We start from the raw sequence: 21,499 nt of genomic DNA on the forward strand, positions 1-21,499 counted from the left end.
TAAAATCAACTATCCGCTCACAGAAATTCGTAAAGCCGCCCCGATCGCCAGCGGCGCCAGCACCACACCCAGCGCCAGCATGGCGCCCAGCAGCGCCAGATATCCAGCCAGCGGCAATCCCGTCACTGCCGCCTGCACTGCCCCCGAGCCAAAGATCAGCACCGGGATATAGAGCGGCAGCACCAGCAACGAAATCAGTACCCCGCCCTTGCGCAGCCCAACCGTCAGCGCTGCGCCAATGGCGCCGATCAGGCTCAGCGTCGGCGTGCCAAGCAGCAAACTCAGCATCAACCCGCCCATGCCTTCGGCCGGCAAGAACAACATCACGCCCAGCAGCGGCGCCATCAGCGTCAGCGGCAGGCCCGTCATTATCCAGTGTGCCAGCACGCGCGCCAGCACAATCAGAATTAACGGCTGCGGACTCAGCAGCGCCTGCTCCAGGGTGCCGTCTTCATAGTCGGCCCGGAACAGGCTGTCCATCGACAGCAATGTCGCCAGCAGGGCTGCCACCCAGACCAGCCCCGGAGCCAACTGCGCCAGAAAACCCGGCTCCGGGCTCACCCCCAGCGGAAAGAGGGTCGCCACCATCAAAAAAAAGATCAGCGGGTTGACCAGATCGCTTCGGCTGCGAAACGCCAGCAGCAAATCACGCTTCAACGCCGCGCGAAAGACTCCTGCGGCACCGGGCCCCCGCCGCCTGGCCGGCTCATTAGTCGCTATCTCGCTCATGAAGTTCCAGCCAGTTGATCCAGATTCAGTCGACGCAGCCCGCCAAGGCGCAACTCATGGTGCGTGGTAAGGATTACCGTACCGCCCGCCGCGGCATGGCGCAGTATCAGCTGCTCCTTTTGCGCCACCCCCTTTTTGTCGATGGCGGTAAAGGGCTCGTCCAGTATCCACAACGGCGCCTGACTGAGATACAACCGGGCCAGACTCACTCGGCGGTGCTGCCCGGCGGATAACATGTGACAGGGCACGTCCTCATAACCGGCCAGGCCCACCTGGCGCAGCGCCATATCAATCGACGCCGTATCGGTACCGGGCTGCAGCGCAGCATACCAGCCGAGGTTTTCCTGCGGCGTCAGCGTCGCCTTTACGCCCGGCAGGTGGCCGAAATACAGCAGCGCCTGGCGGTACTCATCGACCACCTCGGCCATGGGTTCGCCACGCCAGTACAGGTCACCTTCGTAATTACGTGACAGGCCGCTGAGGATACGCAGCAAGGTGGTCTTGCCACTGCCGTTCTGCCCTTCAATCTGCAAAACTTCACCGGCACCCACCTCGAACGACAGGCCCTCGAACAGAACCCGCTCATCACGCTCACAGTACAGATTTTCAACTTTCAGCAACGGCTCAGCCAAACCAGGACCCTCAAAACGGCGACAGCACTCTATTCCCCTGCCTGCCCCCCATGCATATACAGCACTTCACGAGCACCCGCCTCGAACGACAGCCCCTTGAACAGAACCCGCTCTGTCACGCCCAGAGTACAGGTTCTCAACTTTCAGCAAAGGCTCAGCCAAACCAGGCCCCAAAAAGGGTAAAGGGCTATACTCCCCAAGCATAAAGCCCGCCATTATATACAAATTCTGTGGTGCAAGCGCCGCGCATTCAACCCCTGCTTTGGAGCCATTTTGATACCTACTTTGGGCCCCAGCCTGCTGCTCATACAACCGTCGACCAGCGCACCGGCGTTGGCACGCCTGCTCCCCGCAGGCAGCCAACTGACGGCAACTGTTATGCAGGTGCACAGCAATGCAAGCGGCATCCAGCTGCAACTGCAGCTGCACCCCAGCGGACAACGGATCGAACTTGGCGTAAAACAGGCACTACCGACCGGCGCGGGTGTCGTTTTGTCCCGCGACGCCAGCGGGCAGCTCCAGCTCAACCCGTTTCCCAATACGCTTTTACCTCAACCACCGACGCCCACCGCACCGGCGCCCACACAAATCCGCTCGGCGGCATCACTGGATGGCGTACTGCGCTCCAGCCTGCCCCGCCAGCAGAGTCTGGGGGACGTGCTAAATCAGCTACTGCAGCAGACACAGCCAAATCCAGGCCCGGCCAACCAGGCAACACGCCAGCTCGGCCCTATCATGCAGTCACTGTTGCACATGTTTGGCATTACCCCAGGTCAGCGCAACGCCAGCCAACCCCTGCGCCGCAATGTTGAAAAAGGCGGATTCTTTACCGAAGCCCAGCTGAGCCGTGGCGCCATCCCGTCTGCCAGCGCGCACTCTGCCCCTGATCTCAAGGCCAGCATGGGGCAACTACAACAACTGGCCGACGCCTTGCCCCCCCAGGCCCGGGAGCAGATGCACAAGCTGCTGGGGGATTTAATGGCCCGTGTCACTACAGCCCAGCTGCATAGCGCCAGCCAGAGCCAGGACCTGCCTGACGGGACGAGCGAACGTCACCTGGTGCTGGATTTGCCAATACGTCTGGGTGAATGCCTGGAAAACGTGGAGCTGAGGCTCAAGCGCCACCGTGCGCGCCAGGGCGATAACCCGGCCAGCAGCCACTGGCTGGTGAGGCTGAGTTTTGATTTGCAGGCGCTGGGACCACTGGAAGCAGAGTTGCGCCTGGCGGATGATACCCGCCTGAGTGCGCGGTTCTGGGCAACGGAGCCGGACACCGCCCAGCTGATCGAACAGCGCCTGCCGGCATTTGCCAGCAACCTCAACCAACAGGGTATCCTTGTTGACGAGCTGGACTGCCACCAGGGCACCGCGCCCCGGCGCGATAACGGCATCCGCCGCCAGTTGATCAACCTTAAAACCTGACAAGATGACGACATGAAACCGATCAAGCCTGAAGAGGGTGCCGTTGCGCTGGGTTATGCCGCGGGGCAGCGTGCGCCGCAAGTGCTTGCCAGGGGGCGCGGTCTTATCGCCGAACAGATCATCGCCCTGGCCGAAGAACACCAGGTGCACATCCACAAAAATCCGGAGTTACTGGAAGTGCTGGTGCGACTGGAGCTGGGTGATGAAATACCCGAGGGACTTTACCAGGCGATAGCCGAGGTGATTGCCTTTGCCTACCAGCTCAAGGCCGAACCCCTCGAGTGAGGTGAGGTATCCATCACCGATCACTCACGACTCACGACTGACCAATTACGATTCACCAGTGGTCATTTCCCCTATCGTAGGAGCTGCGTCCCGCAGCGAAGCTTTCAGGGGTTGTAGATGGCAGGTTCCACGGGGTGCCAACCCTTCGTCACGGGGTGTTCGTCGCGGGGCGCGACTCCTACGGTGCGGGCCTGCGCCTACGCATATTAACGTGACTGCTGCGGCAGGGATTCAGTGGACTGCAGCTCGCGGTGCAGCAGCGCCATCAGCTCGGCCTCCGGTCGGCCGATACCACAGCTTTTCACCAGATCATCGACGTTACCGCCCATCTCCATCAGCCGGGCGGCCTGGTTGTAGGCCAGCACACCAGGGTCGCGGTTTTCCAGTTCCTGCTGCTTTTCGACCGTGATGTTGAGCCTGCGCTCAGCATCCATCAGGCGGCGCCCCATACCGATGGAGCCACTGGTCATGGAACGAATTTCGCCGCGCAGCACATTAACCAGCGCCTTTTGCTGGCGCTCGTAATAGCGCATGCGCCGGTACAGCAGAGTTCCTGCGCCCGCCCCTGCCAGGAACAAGAGTGCAAAACCCAGCCAGAGTATTGTTATTTGAGTCACCCGAACCATCCAGTATTCCTGCCAGCGTTCAAGGATACTCGATCCTCTCGTGCGCGGACAACGACGTTACACCACTCCTGTTCTAGTAGCCTGTCGGGCTTGGCCGGTCGTAGCGAGGGAAAGTCCGTTTTGAGGCAGTTTTGGAGCTCTTTTGAGGCGAATAGTGGTTCTATTTAACACAAAAGAGTACCTAAAATGGCCAAAATCGGATTTTCCACAGTAGATCAGTGTTAAGTCCGACAGACTGCTAGAGCCCTCAGGGCTGCTCACCCGGCTGTTGCCGGGCACGACGGAACAGAACACCGCCGTTATCGGTTTCCAGCTGTTCGATGGCCGGTAGCGGCGGCGCCTCTTCGGGCTCCAACAGCTCGCTGACCGTATCGTTGCTAATCTGCTGACTGCCGAAGGATGACACCACCCGACGCACCCGCTTGTCACGGGAGACCACAATCAACACACGCCGATTCATGCTGCGCCCTTCCTGCGTGCGATTGCTGTAAGCCGGCTGGTACTCGCCATAGCCGACCGCCGCCATCCGTTGCGGGCTGACACCGTTGAGCGCAAGAATTCGCACAACCGCCGCGGCCCGGGCCGCAGACAGCTCCCAGTTGGACGGGTACAGGTCGGTCTCGATTGGCCGGTCGTCCGTAAAGCCTTCGACATGTATCGGGTTTTCGAGTCCGCGCAGCAGTTCGGCAACCTGCCCCAGCAACGCATCGGCTTCTATTTCGGGCAAGGCATCGGCGCTGCCAAACAGGTTCGATGCGCGCAGTTCGATCGATAGCCAGAGGTCATTGCCATCGATCGTCATGCTACCGGCCTCGATCTGGGGCGAAAAGCGGCGCTTTAACTGCGCCTGCAGACTGCGCATCTGTTCGGTGATCTTTTCATCGGCCGGATCAATTTCGATGGCGGGCGCATCCGGACGTGGCGAACGGCCAATGGCCAAATCTGTGCCCGCCGCCTGGGCGGCAGAACCTGCCGGCTTGCCGGTACCCTCGAACACGCCGGACAGGGCCTCGGAAATGGAGCGGTATTTTTCCTCGTTCACCGAGGATATGGCGTACATGACGATAAAGAACGCCAGCAGCAGCGTGATGAAGTCGGCATAGGACAGCACCCAGCGATCCTGGCGCGTATCATCAAGCGGTGGGTGCCGACGCGCCATAGTGCCTCCTACCCCAGGTAACCTTGCATGCGCTGGCGGATGAGCTGCGGACTCTGCCCTTCGGAAATCGACAGCAGACCTTCCAGCATCATTTCCTGATACCGATAGCGCGCCAGCACCAGGCTCTTGATCTTGTTGGCCAGGGGAATCAGCAACAGGTTGGCCAGGGCCACGCCATAGATGGTGGCGACAAAGGCGGTGGCAATACCCGCGCCCAGGCCATGCGGGTCTGCCAGATTGCTCATGACCTGGATCAGGCCTATAACCGCCCCCAGAATCCCGAGTGTCGGTGCATAGCCGCCCATGCTCTCGATCACGCGGGCGCCCTGCAAGTCCCTCTGCTCCTGTGACACCAGCTGTATTTCCAGCATGCCGCGAATGACGCTGGTATCCTTGCCATCCACCAGCAGCTGCAGGGCGCCACGCACAACCGGATCCTGCTCGAGCTCGATCTCGGCCTCCAGCCCCAGCAGGCCGAGCTTGCGGGTACGCTGGCACCACTGGACGACGCGTTCGATGCCGGCCTCAAAGTCAAATGTGGGCCCGCGCACCAGCCAGCGCATCAGCCAGAGCGCGCGGCGAAATTCATTACTGGGGGTCTGGATGGCTGCCGCCGCCAGCGTCCCGCCCACAACGATGACCAGCGCCGGTCCGTTCAGCAGCTGCCGAATCTGCCCACCGTCCAGATAATGGCCGCCCGCAATGGCGGCCACCGCGAGCAATAATCCTGCAACACTAAGGCGATCCATGCGACTGGACTCCATCTTGGACAATTGGGTCGCTGCTGCACCCTGTTATCATTATGTGCCTGCCGCTATGGCGTCAGGCGCGCTCAACATCATCTGCTTCAGGCCTTAGGCCCAGGTTCTAGCGCCAGTCCCGCAACCGGCCACGCAGGCGATGAGCCGCCTGACTGTGGATCTGGCTGACCCGGGACTCGCTGACGCCCAGCACCTCGCCAATTTCCTTAAGGTTGAGCTGCTCGTCATAGTACAGCGCCAGCACCAGCCGTTCACGCTCTGGCAGCCCTTCGATGGCCTTGGCCAGCGCCTGGTTAAAGACATTTTTTTCAACCAGCTGCCCCGGCTGCGGATCATCGGCCTCGAACTGCTCACCGGCACTGTCGTCGTCAGGTTTTTGCAGCTCTTCGAAACTGAACAGGCGGCTTTCCATCGAGTCCTGCAGCAGTGCGTGATACTCGCCAAGACTCAGCTCCATCTCGGCGGCCACTTCTGCATCGCTGACATCGCGCCCCAGGCGCGCCTCGAGCTGATGGATCGCATCGGAAACACGCCGGCTGTTGCGGTGCACCGAGCGGGGTGTCCAGTCACCACGGCGGACTTCATCGATAATGGCGCCGCGAATACGAATACCGGCGTAGGTTTCGAAACTCGCGCCCTTGGAAGGATTGTATTTACGGGAGGCTTCAAGCAGGCCGATCATGCCGGATTGTATTAAATCGTCCAGCACGACACTCGCCGGAAGGCGAGCGAGCAAATGGTAGGCAATACGCTTAACCAGCGGCGCGTATTGCGTGATCAGATCCTGACTAGAGGTAAATTCCAGCTGGTTATACATGGAGCCTCTTTATTAACTAGCGTCCCTGCACCAGGCGCTCGACAAAGAATTCCAGGTGCCCACGTGGCGTTGTCATCACCGGCCAGCCATCGACCCGGTTTGCCAGCTGGCGATAGGCAAGCGCCGCATTGCTGCTGGAAAATGCTTGTAAAACAGCTGTTTGTCGCTTAACCGCCTTGCGCACCGCCTCATCATAAGGGATTGATCCGACGTATTGAAGCGTTACATCCAGGAATCGATCGGTCACCGTCAGCAGCTTGTTATACATGTTGCGCCCTTCGGACTCATTACGCACCATGTTGGCCAGCACTCGAAAGCGGGTAACCTTGTGGTCACGATTGAGCAGCTTGATCAGCGCATAGGCATCGGTGATCGAGGTGGGCTCGTCGCACACCACCATCAGGACCTCCTGGGCTGCACGCAGGAAACTGACCACGGATTCGGAGATCCCCGCCGCGGTATCGATTACCAGTACGTCGATTTCGTCGGCAATATCGGTAAAGGCATGAATCAGCTCGGCGTGCTCGTGAACGCCCAGCGCGGTCATGGACTGGGTGCCCGAGGACGCCGGCACGATACGGACATTTTCACCGGCCTGCAGCATCACATCGGACAGCGCACAGTCGCCGGCCAGCACATCGGAAATGTTGTACTTGGGCCTGAGCCCCAACAACACGTCAACGTTGGCCAGCCCAAGATCCGCATCCAGCAGCACCACGCGCCGGCCCATCTGCCCCAGCGCCAGCGACAGGTTCACCGAAACGTTGGTCTTGCCGACACCGCCCTTGCCGCCGGTGACAGCAACTACTTTTACTGGGTGCATAGTCTGCTTCTTCCCTGGGTCATCCTGCCCGACCTATAAAAGCCAGATCCGGACCTTCGCCCGACTGCTGTTCACGTTCCTGCGCTTTCTGCGCCGTCACAACCGCCCGGCTCACCAGGTCATGGCGCCGCGCCACACCGATATCATCGGGAATTTTCTGTCCATCGGTCACATAGGCGATGGGGAGCTGCTTCTCGATGGACAGCGTCAGGGCCTCGCCCAGGCTGCCGGACTCATCGAGTTTGCTCAGTACACAGCCATTAAGGCCTAGCGGCTGATAGGTATTGTAGGCGCTCTCGATCACCCGCCGCTGACTGGAGCAGGACAGCACCAACAGCTTTTTAAGACGCAGTGAAACGCCCTGCAACAGCTCGATCTGGGCCGCCGTATGGGGCTCGTCCGCACTCATCCCCGCGGTATCGATCAGCACCAGGCGCTTGCCCTTGAGCGATTGCAGTACTTCATCCAGCGAATGGTTTTCGTCCACCACCCGTACCGGCACATCCAGAATGCGGCCAAAAGTGCGCAGCTGTTCATGGGCGGCAATGCGATAGGTATCGGTCGTCACCAGCGCAAGGCTCGCGCTGCCGTACTTGAGCACATAACGGGCCGCAAGCTTGCCAATGGTGGTGGTCTTGCCCACACCGGTGGGGCCCACAAAAGCCACCATGCCACCGCGCTCGATAAATTCCTCGCCCACCACCGGAATTGCATCGGACAGGCGCGCCAGGCTGCTGCGCCAGGCCTTGTCGAGCTCGATGTCCTGTTCGATGCTCGAGACCAGGTGACGTACCACCCGGGCACCGATGCCGAGGCTGTCCAGCCTGCGACTGAGACGGGCCTGGGCAGGCACAGGCCGGGCCGCTGCCGGCTGTGGCTGTGGCTGTGGCTGTGGCTGTGGCTGTGGCTGTGTTTGGGCCTGGGCCTGCAACTGTTGCTGCAACAGTACTTTAAGCTGCTGGATTTCCGCCTCCATGCCGAGGATGCGCTGATGATCCTGCGAATTCTCGCCACCGGCGCGGGGCGCCTGCGCAACGTCAGGCCTGTGCTGTTCAGGTTGAGACTGCGGTTCGAGCGGCGCCGCAGCAGACTGGGGCCGCAGCTGGGATTCTGGCTGCACGGGCGCGGCCGATCTAAACGCAGGCTCAGGCCGGGACTGGACTGCAAAGGGATCTGCATCGAAGGAGGTGGCCTCAAAGGGCGGTGCAACGACCGCCGCCCGCGCCTTTTGCCGCTGCTTCAGCGACTCGAGAATGTTACGCAGATCCTCGTCATCATCCTGGCCGATCTGGCGATTGCGCATAACGCCCATATCCGGCTCACCTGCGACACCGCTCTGCTGCTGTGCCGAGGCAATACGCGCCTTGACCTTGCGCATTTCATCTTCAAGCGCACCGCCCTGACGACCTGCGCTCGTCAGCGTCTGCACCTGATCGTCGCGGCGGCGGCGCTCCTGGCTCTGGCGCTTGAACTCGGCCTGAGCGGCTTCATATTCCTGTTCGTGGGCAGCAACCACTTCAACACCGCCCGCCACTCGGTGATTGGAGACAATGACCGCATCAGGCCCGATTTCTTCCCGGACCCGTCGCATCGCCTGTCGCATGTCAGGGGCAAAAATGCGTTTTACTTTCATAGTCGTCCTCTGAAGTTAAGCGCTACAGGACCCGCCTTGCATTGCACTCTACTGCCATATCGGCCGCTACCCGCAAAGGCTGACCGCCCATTTACCACCATTAGGCGCCCTGCCCGCCCACGGTCGCCACGATGGTGACTTTCTTGTTTTCCGGTATCTCCTGGTAGGAGAGCACGTGAATCCGGTGGTTGCCATAGCGTACGAACTTCGCCATCAGTGGCCGTACCGGCGCCGCCACCAGCAATACCGAGGGTTTGCCCGCCATTTCCTGGTTCTGGGCCGTCGAGGCCAGGGACTGCTGCAAACGCTCGGCCATGCCGGGTTCCAGCACCAGACCCTCACCCCCGTTCTGATTCTGCACCGAGTTCAGCAACATCTGCTCAAGCTTGGGATCGAGCGTAATCACCGGCAGCTCATCGGCATAACCGTTGATTTCCTGCACAATCAGGCGCGACAGCGATACCCGTACCGCGGCGGTCAGCGCCATCGGATCCTGGCTGCGCCCAATCGCCTCGGCCAGGGCCTCGGCGATACTGCGAAAGTCCTTCAGCGGAACCTGTTCCATCAGCAGGTTCTGCAACACCTTCAGCAGCCCACTGATCGACAGCTTGGCCGGAACCAGTTCATCCACCAGCTTGGGCGAGTGCTTGCCCAGCATGTCCAGCAACTGCTGCACCTCTTCATGCCCCAGCAACTCATGCGCATGATTTTGCAGCAGCTGGTTCAGGTGCGTGGCCACGACCGTACTGGCATCGACCACCGTATACCCCAGCGACTGGGCCTGCTCCTTTTGTCCGGTTTCAATCCAGACAGCTTCCAGCCCAAATGCAGGATCCGTCACCGCAATCCCCTTAAGGGTGCCGAACACCTGACCGGGATTAATCGCCAGCTCACGGTCCGGGTACACCTCGGCCTCGCCGACGATGACTCCCATCAGCAGAATCCGGTAACCGCCCGGCACCAGATCGAGGTTATCGCGGATATGCACCGAGGGCACCAGGAAACCCAGCTCCTGCGACAGCTTGCGCCGAATCCCCTTGATACGCCCAAGCAGTTGCCCACCCTGCAGCTTGTCGACCATGGGTATCAGGCGGTATCCGACCTCCAGGCCGATCATGTCCACCGGCATGACATCATCCCAGTCCAGCTCCTTCTGATCGTCCACCGTGACTGCCGCCTGGCTACGCGCCAGTTCCTGCTTGTCGGATTGTGCCTGCTGCGCCACCCTGGCCTGGTTACGCAGAATAAGCCAGGCAATACCCCCCGCCGCGGCAGCAAGTGTCAAAAAAGCGACATGTGGCATACCCGGTACAATGCCAATCACGCCCAGCAGACAGGCCGCGACAATCAGCGCCCTGGGTGCAGAGAACATCTGCTGCAGAATCTGGTTGCCCATATCCTGGGACGAATTCTGTCGCGTCACCGTGATCGCCGCGGCGGTGGACAACAGCAAGGACGGAATCTGCGCGACCAGACCGTCACCAATGGTCAGCATCGAGTAGTACTGAATGGCCAGGTCAAAGCTCAGGCCATGCTGCAGCATACCGATGGACAGGCCACCCACCAGGTTAATCACCAGGATCAGAATGCCGGCGACGGCATCGCCACGAACAAATTTGGAGGCACCATCCATGGAACCGTAGAAGTCGGCTTCCTGGGTCACTTCCAGCCGGCGCTGTTTGGCCTCTTCCTGCGTAATCAGGCCTGAGTTCAGGTCCGCATCCACCGCCATTTGCTTGCCTGGCATGGCGTCAAGCGTAAAGCGAGCACTCACTTCGGAGATGCGCCCGGCCCCCTTGGTCACCACCACAAAGTTGATGATGACCAGAATCAGAAACACCACGATGCCGACCACATAGTTGCCGCCAATCACCACCTGGCCAAAGGCCTCGATGACCTTGCCGGCCGCGTCTCCGCCCTCGTGACCATACAGCAGCACCACACGGGTAGAGGCCACGTTCAGTGCCAGTCGCAACAGTGTCGCCACCAGCAAGATGGTTGGAAATACGGTAAATTCCAGCGGCCGCAGCGCGTAGACACACACCAGCAGCACAACCAGCGACAGTGCGATATTGAACGTGAAGAATACGTCCAGCAGGAACGGCGGGACCGGCAGCGTAACCATGCCGATAACCACCAGCAGCAGCAGCGGTACGCCGAGGTTTCCCTGACCGAGACTGCGCATGCCGTTGCTAAAAAACGTTCGTTCCAATCGACTACCTGTCAATATTCAGTCACACACCGCCGCTACCCGGCCTAATGTCGCTGCATTCAGACTAAATGGAAATAAAACTCAAAATATTGACGCCTGTATTTCCAACCGCAATGGGTAATGCAATAAGCTAGCCAATTAACTGACTCAGCGCGGATCAGGCTCGTAGCACAGGAAGATTTGCACGTGCTCGTGCAGGAGCGGAGTACTCAGGCAGGCTTTGCACTGCAACGGATTAGCCTGGGGCTAACCGTCAAAACGCAGATCATCCGGAATATCGAGATCGTCATCCCGCACCTGGATGGGTGCCGCAGATTCATGCTTGCGATAGCTGCGCAGCTGATACACGTAGGCGAGTACCTGGGCTACTGCCTTGAACAGGCCGGCGGGAATTTCCTGGTCCAGCTCCGCATGCTGGTACAGCGCCCGCGCCAGCGGCGGCGCCGCCAGCATGGGCACTTCATGCTCCACCGCCAGCTCGCGGATCTTGAGCGCGACAAAATCAACCCCCTTGGCCAGCACCACAGGCGCACGGCCGGACTCGGGGGCGTACTTCAGCGCCACCGCATAATGGGTCGGGTTGGTAATGACAACATCGGCGTCAGGTATCTTGCTCATCATCTGGCGTTGCGCAATCTCGCGCTGCAGCTGACGAATCCTGCCTTTCACCTCGGGCTTGCCCTCGGTGTTTTTCATCTCGTCCTTGACTTCCTGCAGCGTCATTTTCATTTTCTTGCTGTAGTCATACAGCTGAAAAGGCACGTCCAGCAGGGAGATCAGAATAAGGCTGGCACTGATCAGCAGGAAGGTCCAGATCACGATACTCACCGCCTCACTGATGGCCGGAACAATATCCTGCGCCCCCAGCCCCAGCAGCTGCGGCTGCATGAATTTGAGCACCAGAATCGCGATGGAGGCCACCAGCAGGAATTTGGCCAGCGCCTTGACCAGCTCCACCAGCGACTTGAGGGAAAACATGCGCTTGAGGCCAGAGAGCGGATTGATCCGGCTCCCCTTGGGCTGCACCGACTGGCCACTAAAATTCCAGCCCCCCAGGGCGATGGGACCAAGGATGGCCGCCAGCAGCACCAGGGCAAAAAAGCCTGACAACGCCAGCAGTGCATCGAACATCGAGCGCGCCAGGTAGGCCACCATCATCGCCGAGTCAAACAGCGTCTCGCGCTGCAGTGAGAGATTGCCCCCCATCATGTCCCGCATGCGGCTGGCGACAAGATCGCCAAATATCAGCGCACTGGCCGCCGCTGCCAGCAGCAGCACGGTTGCGCCCAGTTCCTTGGAACGGGGCACATCCCCTTTCTCCCGCGCCTCACGGATGCGTTTGGGGGTGGGGTCTTCTGTTTTTTCCTGGCCGGTTTCTTCAGCCATGCTCAACCGCCCCCCAGAAAGGTCGTGCTGATGAGATCCAGCGCATACTCGGCGATACGCTGATACTGCCCGAGAAAACCTCCCAGGCTGACCCAGGCGATAAGCAGTCCCATGAGCATGGTAAACGGAAAGCCGACGGCGAATATATTCAGCTGTGGCGCAGCCTTGGTGATGATGCCAAAGGAGAAGTTGATGATCAGCAAGGCAGTAACCGGCGGCAACGCCATCAACAGCGCGGCCGCGAACATCCAGCCACCGGTACGCACGATTTCAGAAAAGACAGCGGGACTCAGGCCCGCAAGCCCCACGGGAATACGCTCAAAACTCTGCGCCAGTGCATCGATCATCACCAGATGACCGTTCATCGCCAGAAACAGCAACATCACCAGCTGCAGATAAAACTGGCTCAGCACCACCACCGACACACCGTTGACCGGGTCAGACACCGAGGCAAAACCCAGTCCCATCTGGGTCGATATCAGCTGGCCACCCACCACAAAGACCTGCAGCATCAACTGCACCATGAACCCCATGGCGGCACCGATCAGGATTTGCTGCGCAATCACCAGGTAACTTTCGACCGAAAAGGCTTCAAAGGACGGCATGGGGGGCAGCACCGGCAACAGCAGTACCGTCACGCCGAGGGCGAGCCCCAGGCGAATTCGCGGCGGTACCAGCCCGCTGCCGATCATCGGTATGGCCATAAAGAACGCGGCAATGCGAAACAGGGGCCAGAGGAAATCCGCCACCCATTGCTCGATCTGCAACAGCCCGATCTCGAACATCAGCGGCGCCCCGGGCCCGGCATTATCCGACCTGAATCATCTGGGGGATGGCGTCAAAGATCAGGCGAAAATGATCCAGCAGCCGGGTTACGATCCAGGGGCCGGCCCACATCACCATGCCGAGCGTGATGATCAGACGCGGCAGAAAGCTGAGCGTCTGCTCGTTTATCTGGGTGGCGGCCTGGAACATGGACACCACCAAGCCCACCATCAGGCTGGGCAGAATAATGACAGTCACCAGCAAAACCACCAGCCAAAGCGCCTCGCCGAAGAGGTCGAGCATCAGTTGCGGTGCCATTGTATCCTCCTGCCTCTATCCTCGGCCCCGCTCATCGCGGGTGCCACCGACTGTCAGAGTCCGAAACTGGTGGCGAGTGTCCCTACCACCATCACCCAGCCATCGACCAGCACAAACAGCATGATCTTGAAGGGCAGCGAAATAATCACCGGCGACAGCATCATCATACCCATGGCCATGAGCACGCTGGCCACCACCAGATCGATCACCAGAAAGGGAATGAACAGCATGAAGCCGATCTGGAAAGCGGTTTTCAGCTCACTGGTCACAAAGGCCGGCACAAGCACGGTAAAGGGTATTTCCTCCACCGAGTTGACCCGCGGCGTCTTGGACAGCCGCATGAACAGCTCCAGATCGCTTTCACGCGTTTGCATGGTCATGAAATCGCGAAATGGCGCCGCCGCGGCCTGTACCGCCTCCAGGGGTGCCAGCTGCTCGTTCAGGTAGGGCTGCACGGCCGCCGTATTTACCCGCTCGATTACCGGCGTCATGATGAACAGGGTCAAAAACAGTGCCAGCCCCATCAGCACCTGGTTTGACGGTGTCTGCTGCAACCCCAGCGCCTGACGCAGAATGGCGAAGACCACAATGATGCGGGTGAAGGCAGTCATCATCATCACCAGTGCCGGCAGGAACGTCAGCATGGTCATGAGCGCGAGTATCTGAATCGTCACGCTGTAGCTGCTGCTGCCATCATCCGCCGTGGTGATATTCACCGCCGGTATGCCAACATCGGCCGCGCCTGCGGGCAACGCCAGCAGCAACAACAGTGGCCAGAGCCACGCCAGGCGGTTGCGTCGCCACATTGCCGGCAACGATATCACCCTGGTCATTGACTCTCCTTGCGTTCCAGTGCTTCGCGCAGTTTTACGCCAAAACCAGCACTCGAGTCGTTGACCACCACCGGCTCATCAAAGCGCTGCAGCAGGCTAACCCGGCCGGGTGCGACGCCCAGCAGCAACTGCTTGCCACCGACCTCGATCAGCACGGCCTTTTCCCGCGTACCCAGTGGCAAGGCCGCGACGACTTTCAGGTGCCGGCCCTGCACCCCCAGGCCTGTAAATCGCTTGACCAGCCAGAGCACCAGCAGGATCGCCACTATGACAATCACCAGCCCCATCAGCAGCTGACCGAGCATGGCAAAGGACACCGGATCCTGCAGCGCAGGACGCCCCACGGACTGCAGGGGCGACTGAGCCCCGGAGGCAACGTCCGGGACAGCACCGGCGATCGCGTCGGAGGCGGCCTGCCCCCGTGCTACGGGCACCGACAGCCAGGCGCACAGGAGTGTAAGGATGCGCAGCATGGTCTAGCGCAGCTTCTTGATGCGTTCTTGCGGGCTGATCACGTCCGTCAGGCGAATGCCATAACGCTCGTTCACAACCACCACCTCGCCATGGGCGATCAGGGTGCCGTTTACCTTCACATCCAGCGGCTCACCGGCCATGCGACCCAGCTCGATCACCGAGCCCTGACTGAGCTGCAGCAGATTGCGAATGGCAATTTCGGTGTTGCCCACTTCCATGGACAGCGTCACCGGTATATCCAGGATCACATCCAGCTTCGGATCATTGATGGGCGTAGAGTCGTCTTTGAGCTCATCAAGTTCAACCGCCCGCGCCCCGGCTCCACCCGCCTGTTCGTCCATGGCGGCCGACCACTCGTCACCCTTGCCCTGCGGGTCGTTGCCCGATTCCTTTACATCGCTCATCTGTAGCTGTACTCCAAGGTCCGTCGGCGGGGCCTTTTTGCTTGTGGATGGAGTTTGCGGATCAGACCCGGATTCCGGGCGCCCTTATGGGCTTAATCCGTCGTTTTGACTTGATCAATTATCTTTACCGCCAGGTTGGATCTGGACACCCCCAGGCGGCAACTGAAGGTCGGTACTCCGGCGGCGCGCAGAATCAGCTCCTCTGGAATATCCACCGGGATTACATCGCCGACTTCCAGCGCCATCACATCGCGCAGGGTCATTTCCCGCTCGGCCAGCTGCAGGTTGAGATCCACATCGGCCGACATGATGTCACGGCGCAATGCCTGCATCCAGCGCTCGTCCCCTTCGCGCTCGGCGGGCTGATAGCTCGAAACCAGCAGGTCACGAATCGGCTCCAGCATGGCGTAGGGCATGGTGACCTGCAGCTCGCCGCTGCCGCCCTCGAGATCCACCTGGAAGGTACTGACCACCACCACCTCGGTCGGACTGACCACATTCGCCATGGCCGGATTCATTTCGTGCCCGACGTGCTCGAAGTGGAGGTTCATCAGCGGACGCCAGGCCTCTGCAAGGTCTGCGAATAGCTGGTCCAGTACCTTGCGTACCAGCCGGGTTTCGGTCGGGGTAAAATCACGACCTTCAATCTTGGCCTGACGGCCATCACCGCCAAAGAAGTTATCGACCAGTTTAAAGACCAGCTTGGCATCCAGGATAAAGAGCGCGGTACCCTTGAGCGGCATGGCTTTCACCAGGTTCATGCTGGTCGGCAGATAGAGCGTATGCACGTAGTCGCCGTACTTCATGACCTGCACGGTACCGACCGTCACATCCACAGTACGGCGCAGCAGGTTGAACAGCGTCAGGCGGGTATGGCGGGCAAAACGCTCGTTGATCAGCTCCAGCGCCGGCATGCGCCCACGCACGATCCGTTCCTGGTTCGCCAGGTCGTAGGACTTTACACCACCGGACTCGAGCTCCTCTGCTTCGTCGCCGGTACCGATGTCACCATCGTCCACGCCGTGAAGCAGGGCATCAATTTCATCCTGTGACAGCAGATCTTTAACCGACATGCGTGCCGCCTATTCCATTACTGCATGACAAAGCTGGTAAACAGGAGGGCTTCCACACCGGGGCGCCCTATTTTTTCCTGCATGAATTCCTGTATCACCTGAAGCCCTTGCGCCTTGAGCTGCAATTTCCCGCCCACTGTCAGCAACGATTCAAAAGGCTGTGCGCGGAAAAGCTCGTTCAGTTTGGCGACAACCCGGGGCATGTGCAGAGTCAGCACCTCTACCACTTCCGGGTCGCGGCTTTTAGCCTCGATATGGACTTGCAGCATGTGTCGTTTGCCGTCTTGCGAGGCCAGGGTCACGACAAACATCGGCTGCCCTTCCAGTGTGCGGACCTTGGTATAGAGCGCCTTGGCCTTGACCGCGGGCGCTGTCTCGACAGGGGTTTGGGCATCATCGCCACCGGTAAACATGAAGAATGCCGCCATGCCGCCGCCACCGACCAGTAATGCAACCAGCACGACCGCGGCCATCACCAGGTGTCTGGAGATTCCCGCCTTGCCAGCGGCCTTGTCCGTCGCCCCGTCTACCCTGTCTGTATCCTGTGCCATCTGTCTCTCCACCTACCCGGAGGCCTAATATAACACACTGATTTTTAGGCTCTATCAAAGACTCAGCCCGCTGCGCAGGTTCAGGCGTAGTCATCCACCAGGGAGCGACCGGCGGACCTCACAGACGGTGCCGCCGGCGTCGGATCATCATCCGATTCCGCCATCAGCCCGGCGGCGCTGCCGGATTCAGGCGCAGAACGATCACGACGCTGCGAATCATCGGCTACCGAGCTGTTTTCAAGGTTAAGCCCCTGCTCCGCCAGCATCTCGCGCAGGCGCGGCATCTGCTGCTCCAGGGCATCCCTCACATGGGCATGGGGGGAACTGAAGCTCAGGCTGGCCTGGTCCTGATGCAGCTGCAGGCGCACGTGCAGCGTGCCGAGTTCGGGTGGATCCAGTCGAATCTCGGCCACCTGCATATTGCCCGCCGTCATCAAAAGCACCCGCTCCGAAATAGCCTGCCCCCAGGCCGCATTGCCCTGAGAAAGCCCCTGGGGAAGACCGGGAGAAAGCCCGGGCGGCATCGCCGGCAACTGCGCCGGACCCGGCGCAGGCATCAGCCCCGCTGCGGTGCGAAGCCCCTCGAGCGCGCCTCGCCCCACCGCTGCCTGCAGCACACCGTCATCCGCCGGCAACGCCTGCGCGCTATCGCTACCGCCCGCCGGACGCGTCAGTGCATCCACCCCGTTCAGCCGCATTCGGGTCTGCTCGAGTGCCACGTCGGTCGACATTCCCGTGGAAAGCCCGGGCGCGGGCGCGGACGGCAACTCAGCCCCCACCCCCGGCAGCGTCACGGGCCGCGGTTCAGCCGCATTATTGGCAGGCGTCATATCAAGCCGACGTTGCTGCGCTTCCAGTGCCTGCTGTACGGCCGGCGGCAACGCCTGTCCGGCTTCGCGCTGAATCGCGTTCATCAGCGATTGAACATTCGACGGTAGCGGTGCCGGCTCGGCTGCAGCCACCTGGGTGACTGCGGCGCCGTCATCCATCCCAGCGGCATCCTGGCGCTTCGCAGCCAAACCCGGCACTGTGCCTGTGGGGGTCTCAACCAAGGCCTCAGCGGTGCTATCAAAACCTGCACCCGCCGGCAGTACCACGCCAGGTCCAACTGTGCCAGACCCAGCGGCTACCACCGCTGCCGGCAATGGCGCAATAGCCGGCGCAGCCGCCCCATCAGCGGGCTCGGCGGCCGGCGATGCCATGTTCATCTGCACAGGTGCTGCCCCCCCTGCCGACGCCGAATCGAAGGAGGCGCTTACCGACCGGTCGCTCTGCGCAAGCGGCTGAAGAAACGCAGGGCCTTCTGGCGACAACGTGCCGGCAGGCTCGAGCGCCGGTTCTGCCTCAGATAAAGACCACTTCCCATCAAGGGACTGTGTGCGGGAAGTCTGTGCTGCCACGGCACCTTCGCGCACGTCGCCAACCGCGGCGCTTATATTAGCGGCACTGGCATTAGCGACACTGGCATCAGCGGCACGCGACTGGGCGCGCATCGATGCAAAAGGTACGCCCTGCTCTTGCCCGGCCTCTGCATGGAGCTCTGCACGGACTTCGACATGAGCCTCTATTGAGGCCGCTACCTGAGCGGTGACATCCGCCCGGGTCTCCTGCCCCTCTGGCGCCAGAGTGTCAGGATCCGCGCCGAGTGCTCGCGCTGAGTCAGGCAGGCTCTTGCCGGTTCCTGGCTCAGGCGGCAGCACTGCAGCGACCTGCGGCAATCTTTCGCCGCCGACGCGTTCGCCCGCCAGCACATCAGAAAAACGTTGCGCGCCCGCAGCAGGCACCATCCCCGCGGGCCGCGCAGCGGATTGGGGTACACGACTGGCAGAGGTAACCGACAACAGAGGGGCAACCATGGCAGCTCCAAATTGATAACAACTGCCAGGACCTATGCAGTTTGCAGGCCAATCAGCCTGCCGATTTGCCACAAGGTCAGCCAGAGCCACGCATTCGAACGATTACAGTGGCGGCAGCAGCATGATGCCCAGACCAGCGCACGCGTCAGATAAAGGGCGGGCGTGTGCGCTGCGAGCGCTCGTCGAGCTCCTTCTGCAGCTGTTTTTCAGCGTCTGCCCGCTCCTGCGTCAATGCCCGCTCGGTCAGGTTTTGCATGGCACACTGGTGACCATACATCTGGCGCCAGTACTGCTCGACCTGCTCCAGCTGCTCGGCGTTGGTTTTCATCGTGTCACGGTGCTGGCGAATACTGGCTTCGATTTTCTCGACGAAGGCCCGAGCCATCAACATCTGGCCCACCGCGACGCCCGCCTGGCCCTGTTGCTGGAATTGCTGCTGGTATTCGGTGAGGAATTGCTCCAGCTGCACCAGCGTCGCCTCGCCCTGCGCCACACGTTGCTGGCTGTCGGCCAGAAACTGGTCCGCCTGGCGCTTCTTGCGCTGCGCCAGATCCTGCAGCAGCGCCATGCGCTGGGAACGCTTCTTCATCGCCGTACTCCGGCAACGGGCGCAACCGCCGCCTTATTGCCCATGGTCGGCTTGGGCGGCGGCGACAGTACCATCGACAGTTCCTGGATACACTGCGCCATCGGCTTGGCCTCGCTCAGGCTCTGCTGCAAAAAGCTGCGCAGCACCGGCATGCGCTCGATGGCAAAGTCCGTATCGGCATCGCTGCCCTTGCTGTAGGCACCCACGGTAATCAGGTCTTCATTTTGCTGGTAACGCGACATCAATTGCTTGAACCGCATGGCCAGCGCCAGGTGGGACTCCCCCACGATGGCGGGCATCGCCCGGCTGATCGAGGCCTCGACATCAATGGCCGGATAATGCCCCTGCTCAGCCAGCCGGCGTGACAGCACCACGTGTCCATCCAGAATCGCCCGGGCGGCATCGGCCACCGGATCCTGCTGATCGTCACCTTCGGTCAGTACGGTATAAAAGGCGGTAATGGAGCCACCGCCACTGGCGCCATTGCCGGCCCGCTCTACCAGGCGTGGCAGCTTGGCAAAGACCGAGGGCGGATAGCCCTTGGTCGCCGGCGGCTCCCCCACGGCCAGGGCGATTTCGCGCTGAGCCTGGGCGTAGCGGGTGAGGGAATCCATCAGCAACAGCACATTGCGCCCCTGGGCGCGGAAATACTCGGCAATGCGGGTCGCCAGCTGCGCGGCGCGCAGGCGCATCAGGGGAGAATCGTCAGCGGGGGACGCCACCACCACCGATCGCGCCAGTCCCGCCGCACCCAGGTTGTGCTCGATGAATTCCTTTACTTCGCGGCCGCGTTCGCCGATCAGGCCCACGACGATAATGTCTGCTTCGGTATAGCGGGTCATCATGCCCAGCAGAACCGACTTGCCCACGCCGCTGCCGGCAAACAGGCCCAGTCGCTGGCCGCGCCCCACCGTAAGCAAGGCGTTGATGGCACGAATACCCACATCCAGCGTCTGCTCGATCGGGTGTCGCTCCAGCGGGTTGATCAGCTCCCCGGCCAGGGAAACCCGCGCGGTGGCCTCAACCGGCCCCTTGCCGTCCAGTGGCTTGCCGACGCCGTTGAGCACCCGGCCCAGCAGACCCTCGCCGACATCCACCTGCCCCGCCCCGCCCAGGGGTGTGATACGCGCCCCCGGCTGCAGGCCGTCGATGCTGTCCAGCGGCATCAGGTAGATGCGGTCCCCCGAGAACCCCACCACTTCGGCCTCGACGCGCACACCGGGGCGCACCTGGATCTCGCAGTTATCACCAATGGCGACCTGCAGACCCACGGCTTCGAGCGTCAAACCGATCAGGCGGGTAATGCGGCCTTCCACCAGCGGGCGTACCGCAGCGTATCGAAGGTCCAGATGGCGTTGCATGCGCTGCAGCAGTCGGGACATGGCGTCAAAAATCCGTCAGTTCGTGCTGTCATCGCGCCCGGCCTCGGCCAGACGCGACAGCAGTTGATCGGCGGCCTGACGAAAGCGGCTCTCGACGCGACTGTCGACCTGGCAATTGGCGGTTTTAATCAGGCAGCCACCGGCACTGATGCTTCCGTCGGGTACCAGCTCGCGATCATCCTGCGCCTCCACCAGCGGCTGCAGCAGCACTTCATCTTCAGGGTTGACATGGATGCGGACGGCACCCCTTTCGCTGGGCAGCTGTGCCAGTGCGTCCTGTACGGCCTGCAGGATCAATTGCGGCTGACTGGTGAGCTCATGCCCGGTGACGGCCCTGGCAAGATTACTCACAAGACCCAGCAGGCACTGTTCCAGCTGCGCACTTTGCTGCGCCAGCGGCGCCTCCAGTTCGTCCAGCATCTGCGCCAGGCGCCCGAGGGAACGGTCGATCTCGGCCTTGCCCTGCTGCAGCCCTTCGGCATGCCCCTTGCGCCGCCCCTCTTCCAGCCCCTTGTCGAGCCCCTCACGATAACCTTCATCCAGCCCTTCCTGGCGCGCCTCATCGGTAATGCGCTCCAGTTCGGCCAGCGTCATCTTGGCGCCGCCAAACAGCTGCTCCTCAGGCTCCAGCTGCTCCTCTACCGCCGAATCCTGCCGCTGCACCAGGGCGACCAGGTGCGAGCCCTGCACCCGGGGCAACTGCCAGGGCAGCACCAGGCCCACATCGGCGGCGGGGATACGTGTCGGCTTTTTGTCGGATGAGTTCATA

23 protein-coding genes are annotated in these 21,499 nt (G+C 61.2%); 2 read left to right on the plus strand and 21 right to left on the minus strand.

The window, feature by feature from the left end; genetic code table 11:
- Positions 1 to 9: 9 nt before the first annotated feature.
- Together ccmB and ccmA are read right to left on the minus strand one after the other, a co-directional pair.
- Positions 10 to 729 carry a heme exporter protein CcmB gene (ccmB, locus tag F451_RS0112620; protein WP_051103936.1) on the minus strand — a complete coding sequence of 240 codons (720 nt, stop codon included), beginning with the start codon at positions 727 to 729 and terminating at the stop codon, positions 10 to 12.
- Entirely contained in the window at positions 726 to 1,361 is a 636-nt protein-coding gene (ccmA, locus tag F451_RS0112625; protein ID WP_020681737.1) for a cytochrome c biogenesis heme-transporting ATPase CcmA, read from the minus strand. The genes ccmB and ccmA overlap by 4 nt, the downstream gene beginning before the upstream one ends.
- Positions 1,362 to 1,634: 273 nt before the next feature.
- Here ccmA and fliK point away from each other — a divergent pair, with 273 nt between their 5' ends.
- Together fliK and F451_RS0112635 are read left to right on the plus strand one after the other, a co-directional pair.
- Positions 1,635 to 2,783, plus strand: a complete 1,149-nt coding sequence (gene fliK / locus F451_RS0112630) for a flagellar hook-length control protein FliK (protein WP_156826470.1) — start codon at positions 1,635 to 1,637, stop codon at positions 2,781 to 2,783.
- Between the two features lie 12 nt (positions 2,784 to 2,795).
- Entirely contained in the window at positions 2,796 to 3,068 is a 273-nt protein-coding gene (locus tag F451_RS0112635; RefSeq protein ID WP_020681739.1) for an EscU/YscU/HrcU family type III secretion system export apparatus switch protein, read from the plus strand.
- A 206-nt stretch (positions 3,069 to 3,274) separates the two neighbouring features.
- Here the strand turns inward: F451_RS0112635 and F451_RS0112640 are convergent, their stop codons facing one another.
- The 19 genes from F451_RS0112640 to F451_RS0112730 all read right to left on the minus strand — a co-directional run bounded on the left by F451_RS0112640 (position 3,275) and on the right by F451_RS0112730 (position 21,498).
- On the minus strand, positions 3,275 to 3,694 hold the full coding sequence (locus F451_RS0112640; protein ID WP_020681740.1) for a DUF2802 domain-containing protein: 420 nt from the start codon (positions 3,692 to 3,694) through the stop codon (positions 3,275 to 3,277).
- Positions 3,695 to 3,941: 247 nt separating this feature from the next.
- Positions 3,942 to 4,853 carry a flagellar motor protein MotB gene (locus F451_RS0112645; protein WP_020681741.1) on the minus strand — a complete coding sequence of 304 codons (912 nt, stop codon included), beginning with the start codon at positions 4,851 to 4,853 and terminating at the stop codon, positions 3,942 to 3,944.
- A gap of 8 nt (positions 4,854 to 4,861) precedes the next feature.
- A complete protein-coding gene (locus F451_RS0112650; RefSeq protein WP_020681742.1) occupies positions 4,862 to 5,602 on the minus strand; it encodes a flagellar motor protein in 741 nt (246 codons plus the stop codon).
- Between the two features lie 118 nt (positions 5,603 to 5,720).
- Positions 5,721 to 6,431, minus strand: a complete 711-nt coding sequence (locus F451_RS0112655; protein ID WP_020681743.1) for an RNA polymerase sigma factor FliA — start codon at positions 6,429 to 6,431, stop codon at positions 5,721 to 5,723.
- A 16-nt stretch (positions 6,432 to 6,447) separates the two neighbouring features.
- A complete protein-coding gene (locus tag F451_RS0112660) occupies positions 6,448 to 7,254 on the minus strand; it encodes a MinD/ParA family protein (RefSeq protein WP_020681744.1) in 807 nt (268 codons plus the stop codon).
- Between the two features lie 19 nt (positions 7,255 to 7,273).
- A complete protein-coding gene (gene flhF, locus F451_RS0112665) occupies positions 7,274 to 8,887 on the minus strand; it encodes a flagellar biosynthesis GTPase FlhF (protein ID WP_020681745.1) in 1,614 nt (537 codons plus the stop codon).
- 100 nt (positions 8,888 to 8,987) lie between these two features.
- On the minus strand, positions 8,988 to 11,072 hold the full coding sequence (gene flhA, locus F451_RS0112670; protein WP_020681746.1) for a flagellar biosynthesis protein FlhA: 2,085 nt from the start codon (positions 11,070 to 11,072) through the stop codon (positions 8,988 to 8,990).
- Positions 11,073 to 11,345: 273 nt separating this feature from the next.
- Complete coding sequence (gene flhB, locus F451_RS0112675) at positions 11,346 to 12,485, minus strand: flagellar biosynthesis protein FlhB (RefSeq protein ID WP_020681747.1); 1,140 nt, start codon at positions 12,483 to 12,485, stop codon at positions 11,346 to 11,348.
- Positions 12,486 to 12,487: 2 nt separating this feature from the next.
- The gene (fliR, locus tag F451_RS0112680; protein ID WP_020681748.1) at positions 12,488 to 13,270 is read right to left on the minus strand and encodes a flagellar biosynthetic protein FliR; all 783 of its coding nucleotides are present in this window, start codon (positions 13,268 to 13,270) and stop codon (positions 12,488 to 12,490) included.
- A gap of 22 nt (positions 13,271 to 13,292) precedes the next feature.
- Complete coding sequence (fliQ, locus tag F451_RS0112685; RefSeq protein WP_020681749.1) at positions 13,293 to 13,568, minus strand: flagellar biosynthesis protein FliQ; 276 nt, start codon at positions 13,566 to 13,568, stop codon at positions 13,293 to 13,295.
- Positions 13,569 to 13,621: 53 nt separating this feature from the next.
- Entirely contained in the window at positions 13,622 to 14,401 is a 780-nt protein-coding gene (fliP, locus tag F451_RS0112690) for a flagellar type III secretion system pore protein FliP (RefSeq protein WP_020681750.1), read from the minus strand.
- Complete coding sequence (fliO, locus tag F451_RS25485) at positions 14,398 to 14,874, minus strand: flagellar biosynthetic protein FliO (protein ID WP_020681751.1); 477 nt, start codon at positions 14,872 to 14,874, stop codon at positions 14,398 to 14,400. Before fliO ends, fliP begins: the two co-directional genes overlap by 4 nt.
- A gap of 3 nt (positions 14,875 to 14,877) precedes the next feature.
- Complete coding sequence (gene fliN / locus F451_RS0112700) at positions 14,878 to 15,279, minus strand: flagellar motor switch protein FliN (RefSeq protein WP_020681752.1); 402 nt, start codon at positions 15,277 to 15,279, stop codon at positions 14,878 to 14,880.
- Positions 15,280 to 15,371: 92 nt separating this feature from the next.
- Positions 15,372 to 16,352 (minus strand): flagellar motor switch protein FliM, encoded by a 981-nt coding sequence (gene fliM, locus F451_RS0112705; protein ID WP_020681753.1) that lies wholly within the window; start codon positions 16,350 to 16,352, stop codon positions 15,372 to 15,374.
- 17 nt (positions 16,353 to 16,369) lie between these two features.
- Positions 16,370 to 16,903 (minus strand): flagellar basal body-associated FliL family protein, encoded by a 534-nt coding sequence (locus F451_RS0112710; protein ID WP_020681754.1) that lies wholly within the window; start codon positions 16,901 to 16,903, stop codon positions 16,370 to 16,372.
- A gap of 80 nt (positions 16,904 to 16,983) precedes the next feature.
- Positions 16,984 to 18,759 carry a flagellar hook-length control protein FliK gene (locus F451_RS0112715; RefSeq protein ID WP_156826471.1) on the minus strand — a complete coding sequence of 592 codons (1,776 nt, stop codon included), beginning with the start codon at positions 18,757 to 18,759 and terminating at the stop codon, positions 16,984 to 16,986.
- Between the two features lie 145 nt (positions 18,760 to 18,904).
- Positions 18,905 to 19,348 carry a flagellar export protein FliJ gene (gene fliJ, locus F451_RS0112720; protein WP_020681756.1) on the minus strand — a complete coding sequence of 148 codons (444 nt, stop codon included), beginning with the start codon at positions 19,346 to 19,348 and terminating at the stop codon, positions 18,905 to 18,907.
- Positions 19,345 to 20,730 carry a flagellar protein export ATPase FliI gene (fliI, locus tag F451_RS0112725; protein WP_020681757.1) on the minus strand — a complete coding sequence of 462 codons (1,386 nt, stop codon included), beginning with the start codon at positions 20,728 to 20,730 and terminating at the stop codon, positions 19,345 to 19,347. The genes fliJ and fliI overlap by 4 nt, the downstream gene beginning before the upstream one ends.
- A 15-nt stretch (positions 20,731 to 20,745) precedes the next feature.
- Complete coding sequence (locus tag F451_RS0112730) at positions 20,746 to 21,498, minus strand: flagellar assembly protein FliH (protein ID WP_020681758.1); 753 nt, start codon at positions 21,496 to 21,498, stop codon at positions 20,746 to 20,748.
- Position 21,499: the final 1 nt, after the last annotated feature.

The sequence above is a fragment of the Marinobacterium rhizophilum DSM 18822 genome, from assembly GCF_000378045.1.
GTDB lineage: Bacteria > Pseudomonadota > Gammaproteobacteria > Pseudomonadales > Balneatricaceae > Marinobacterium_A > Marinobacterium_A rhizophilum.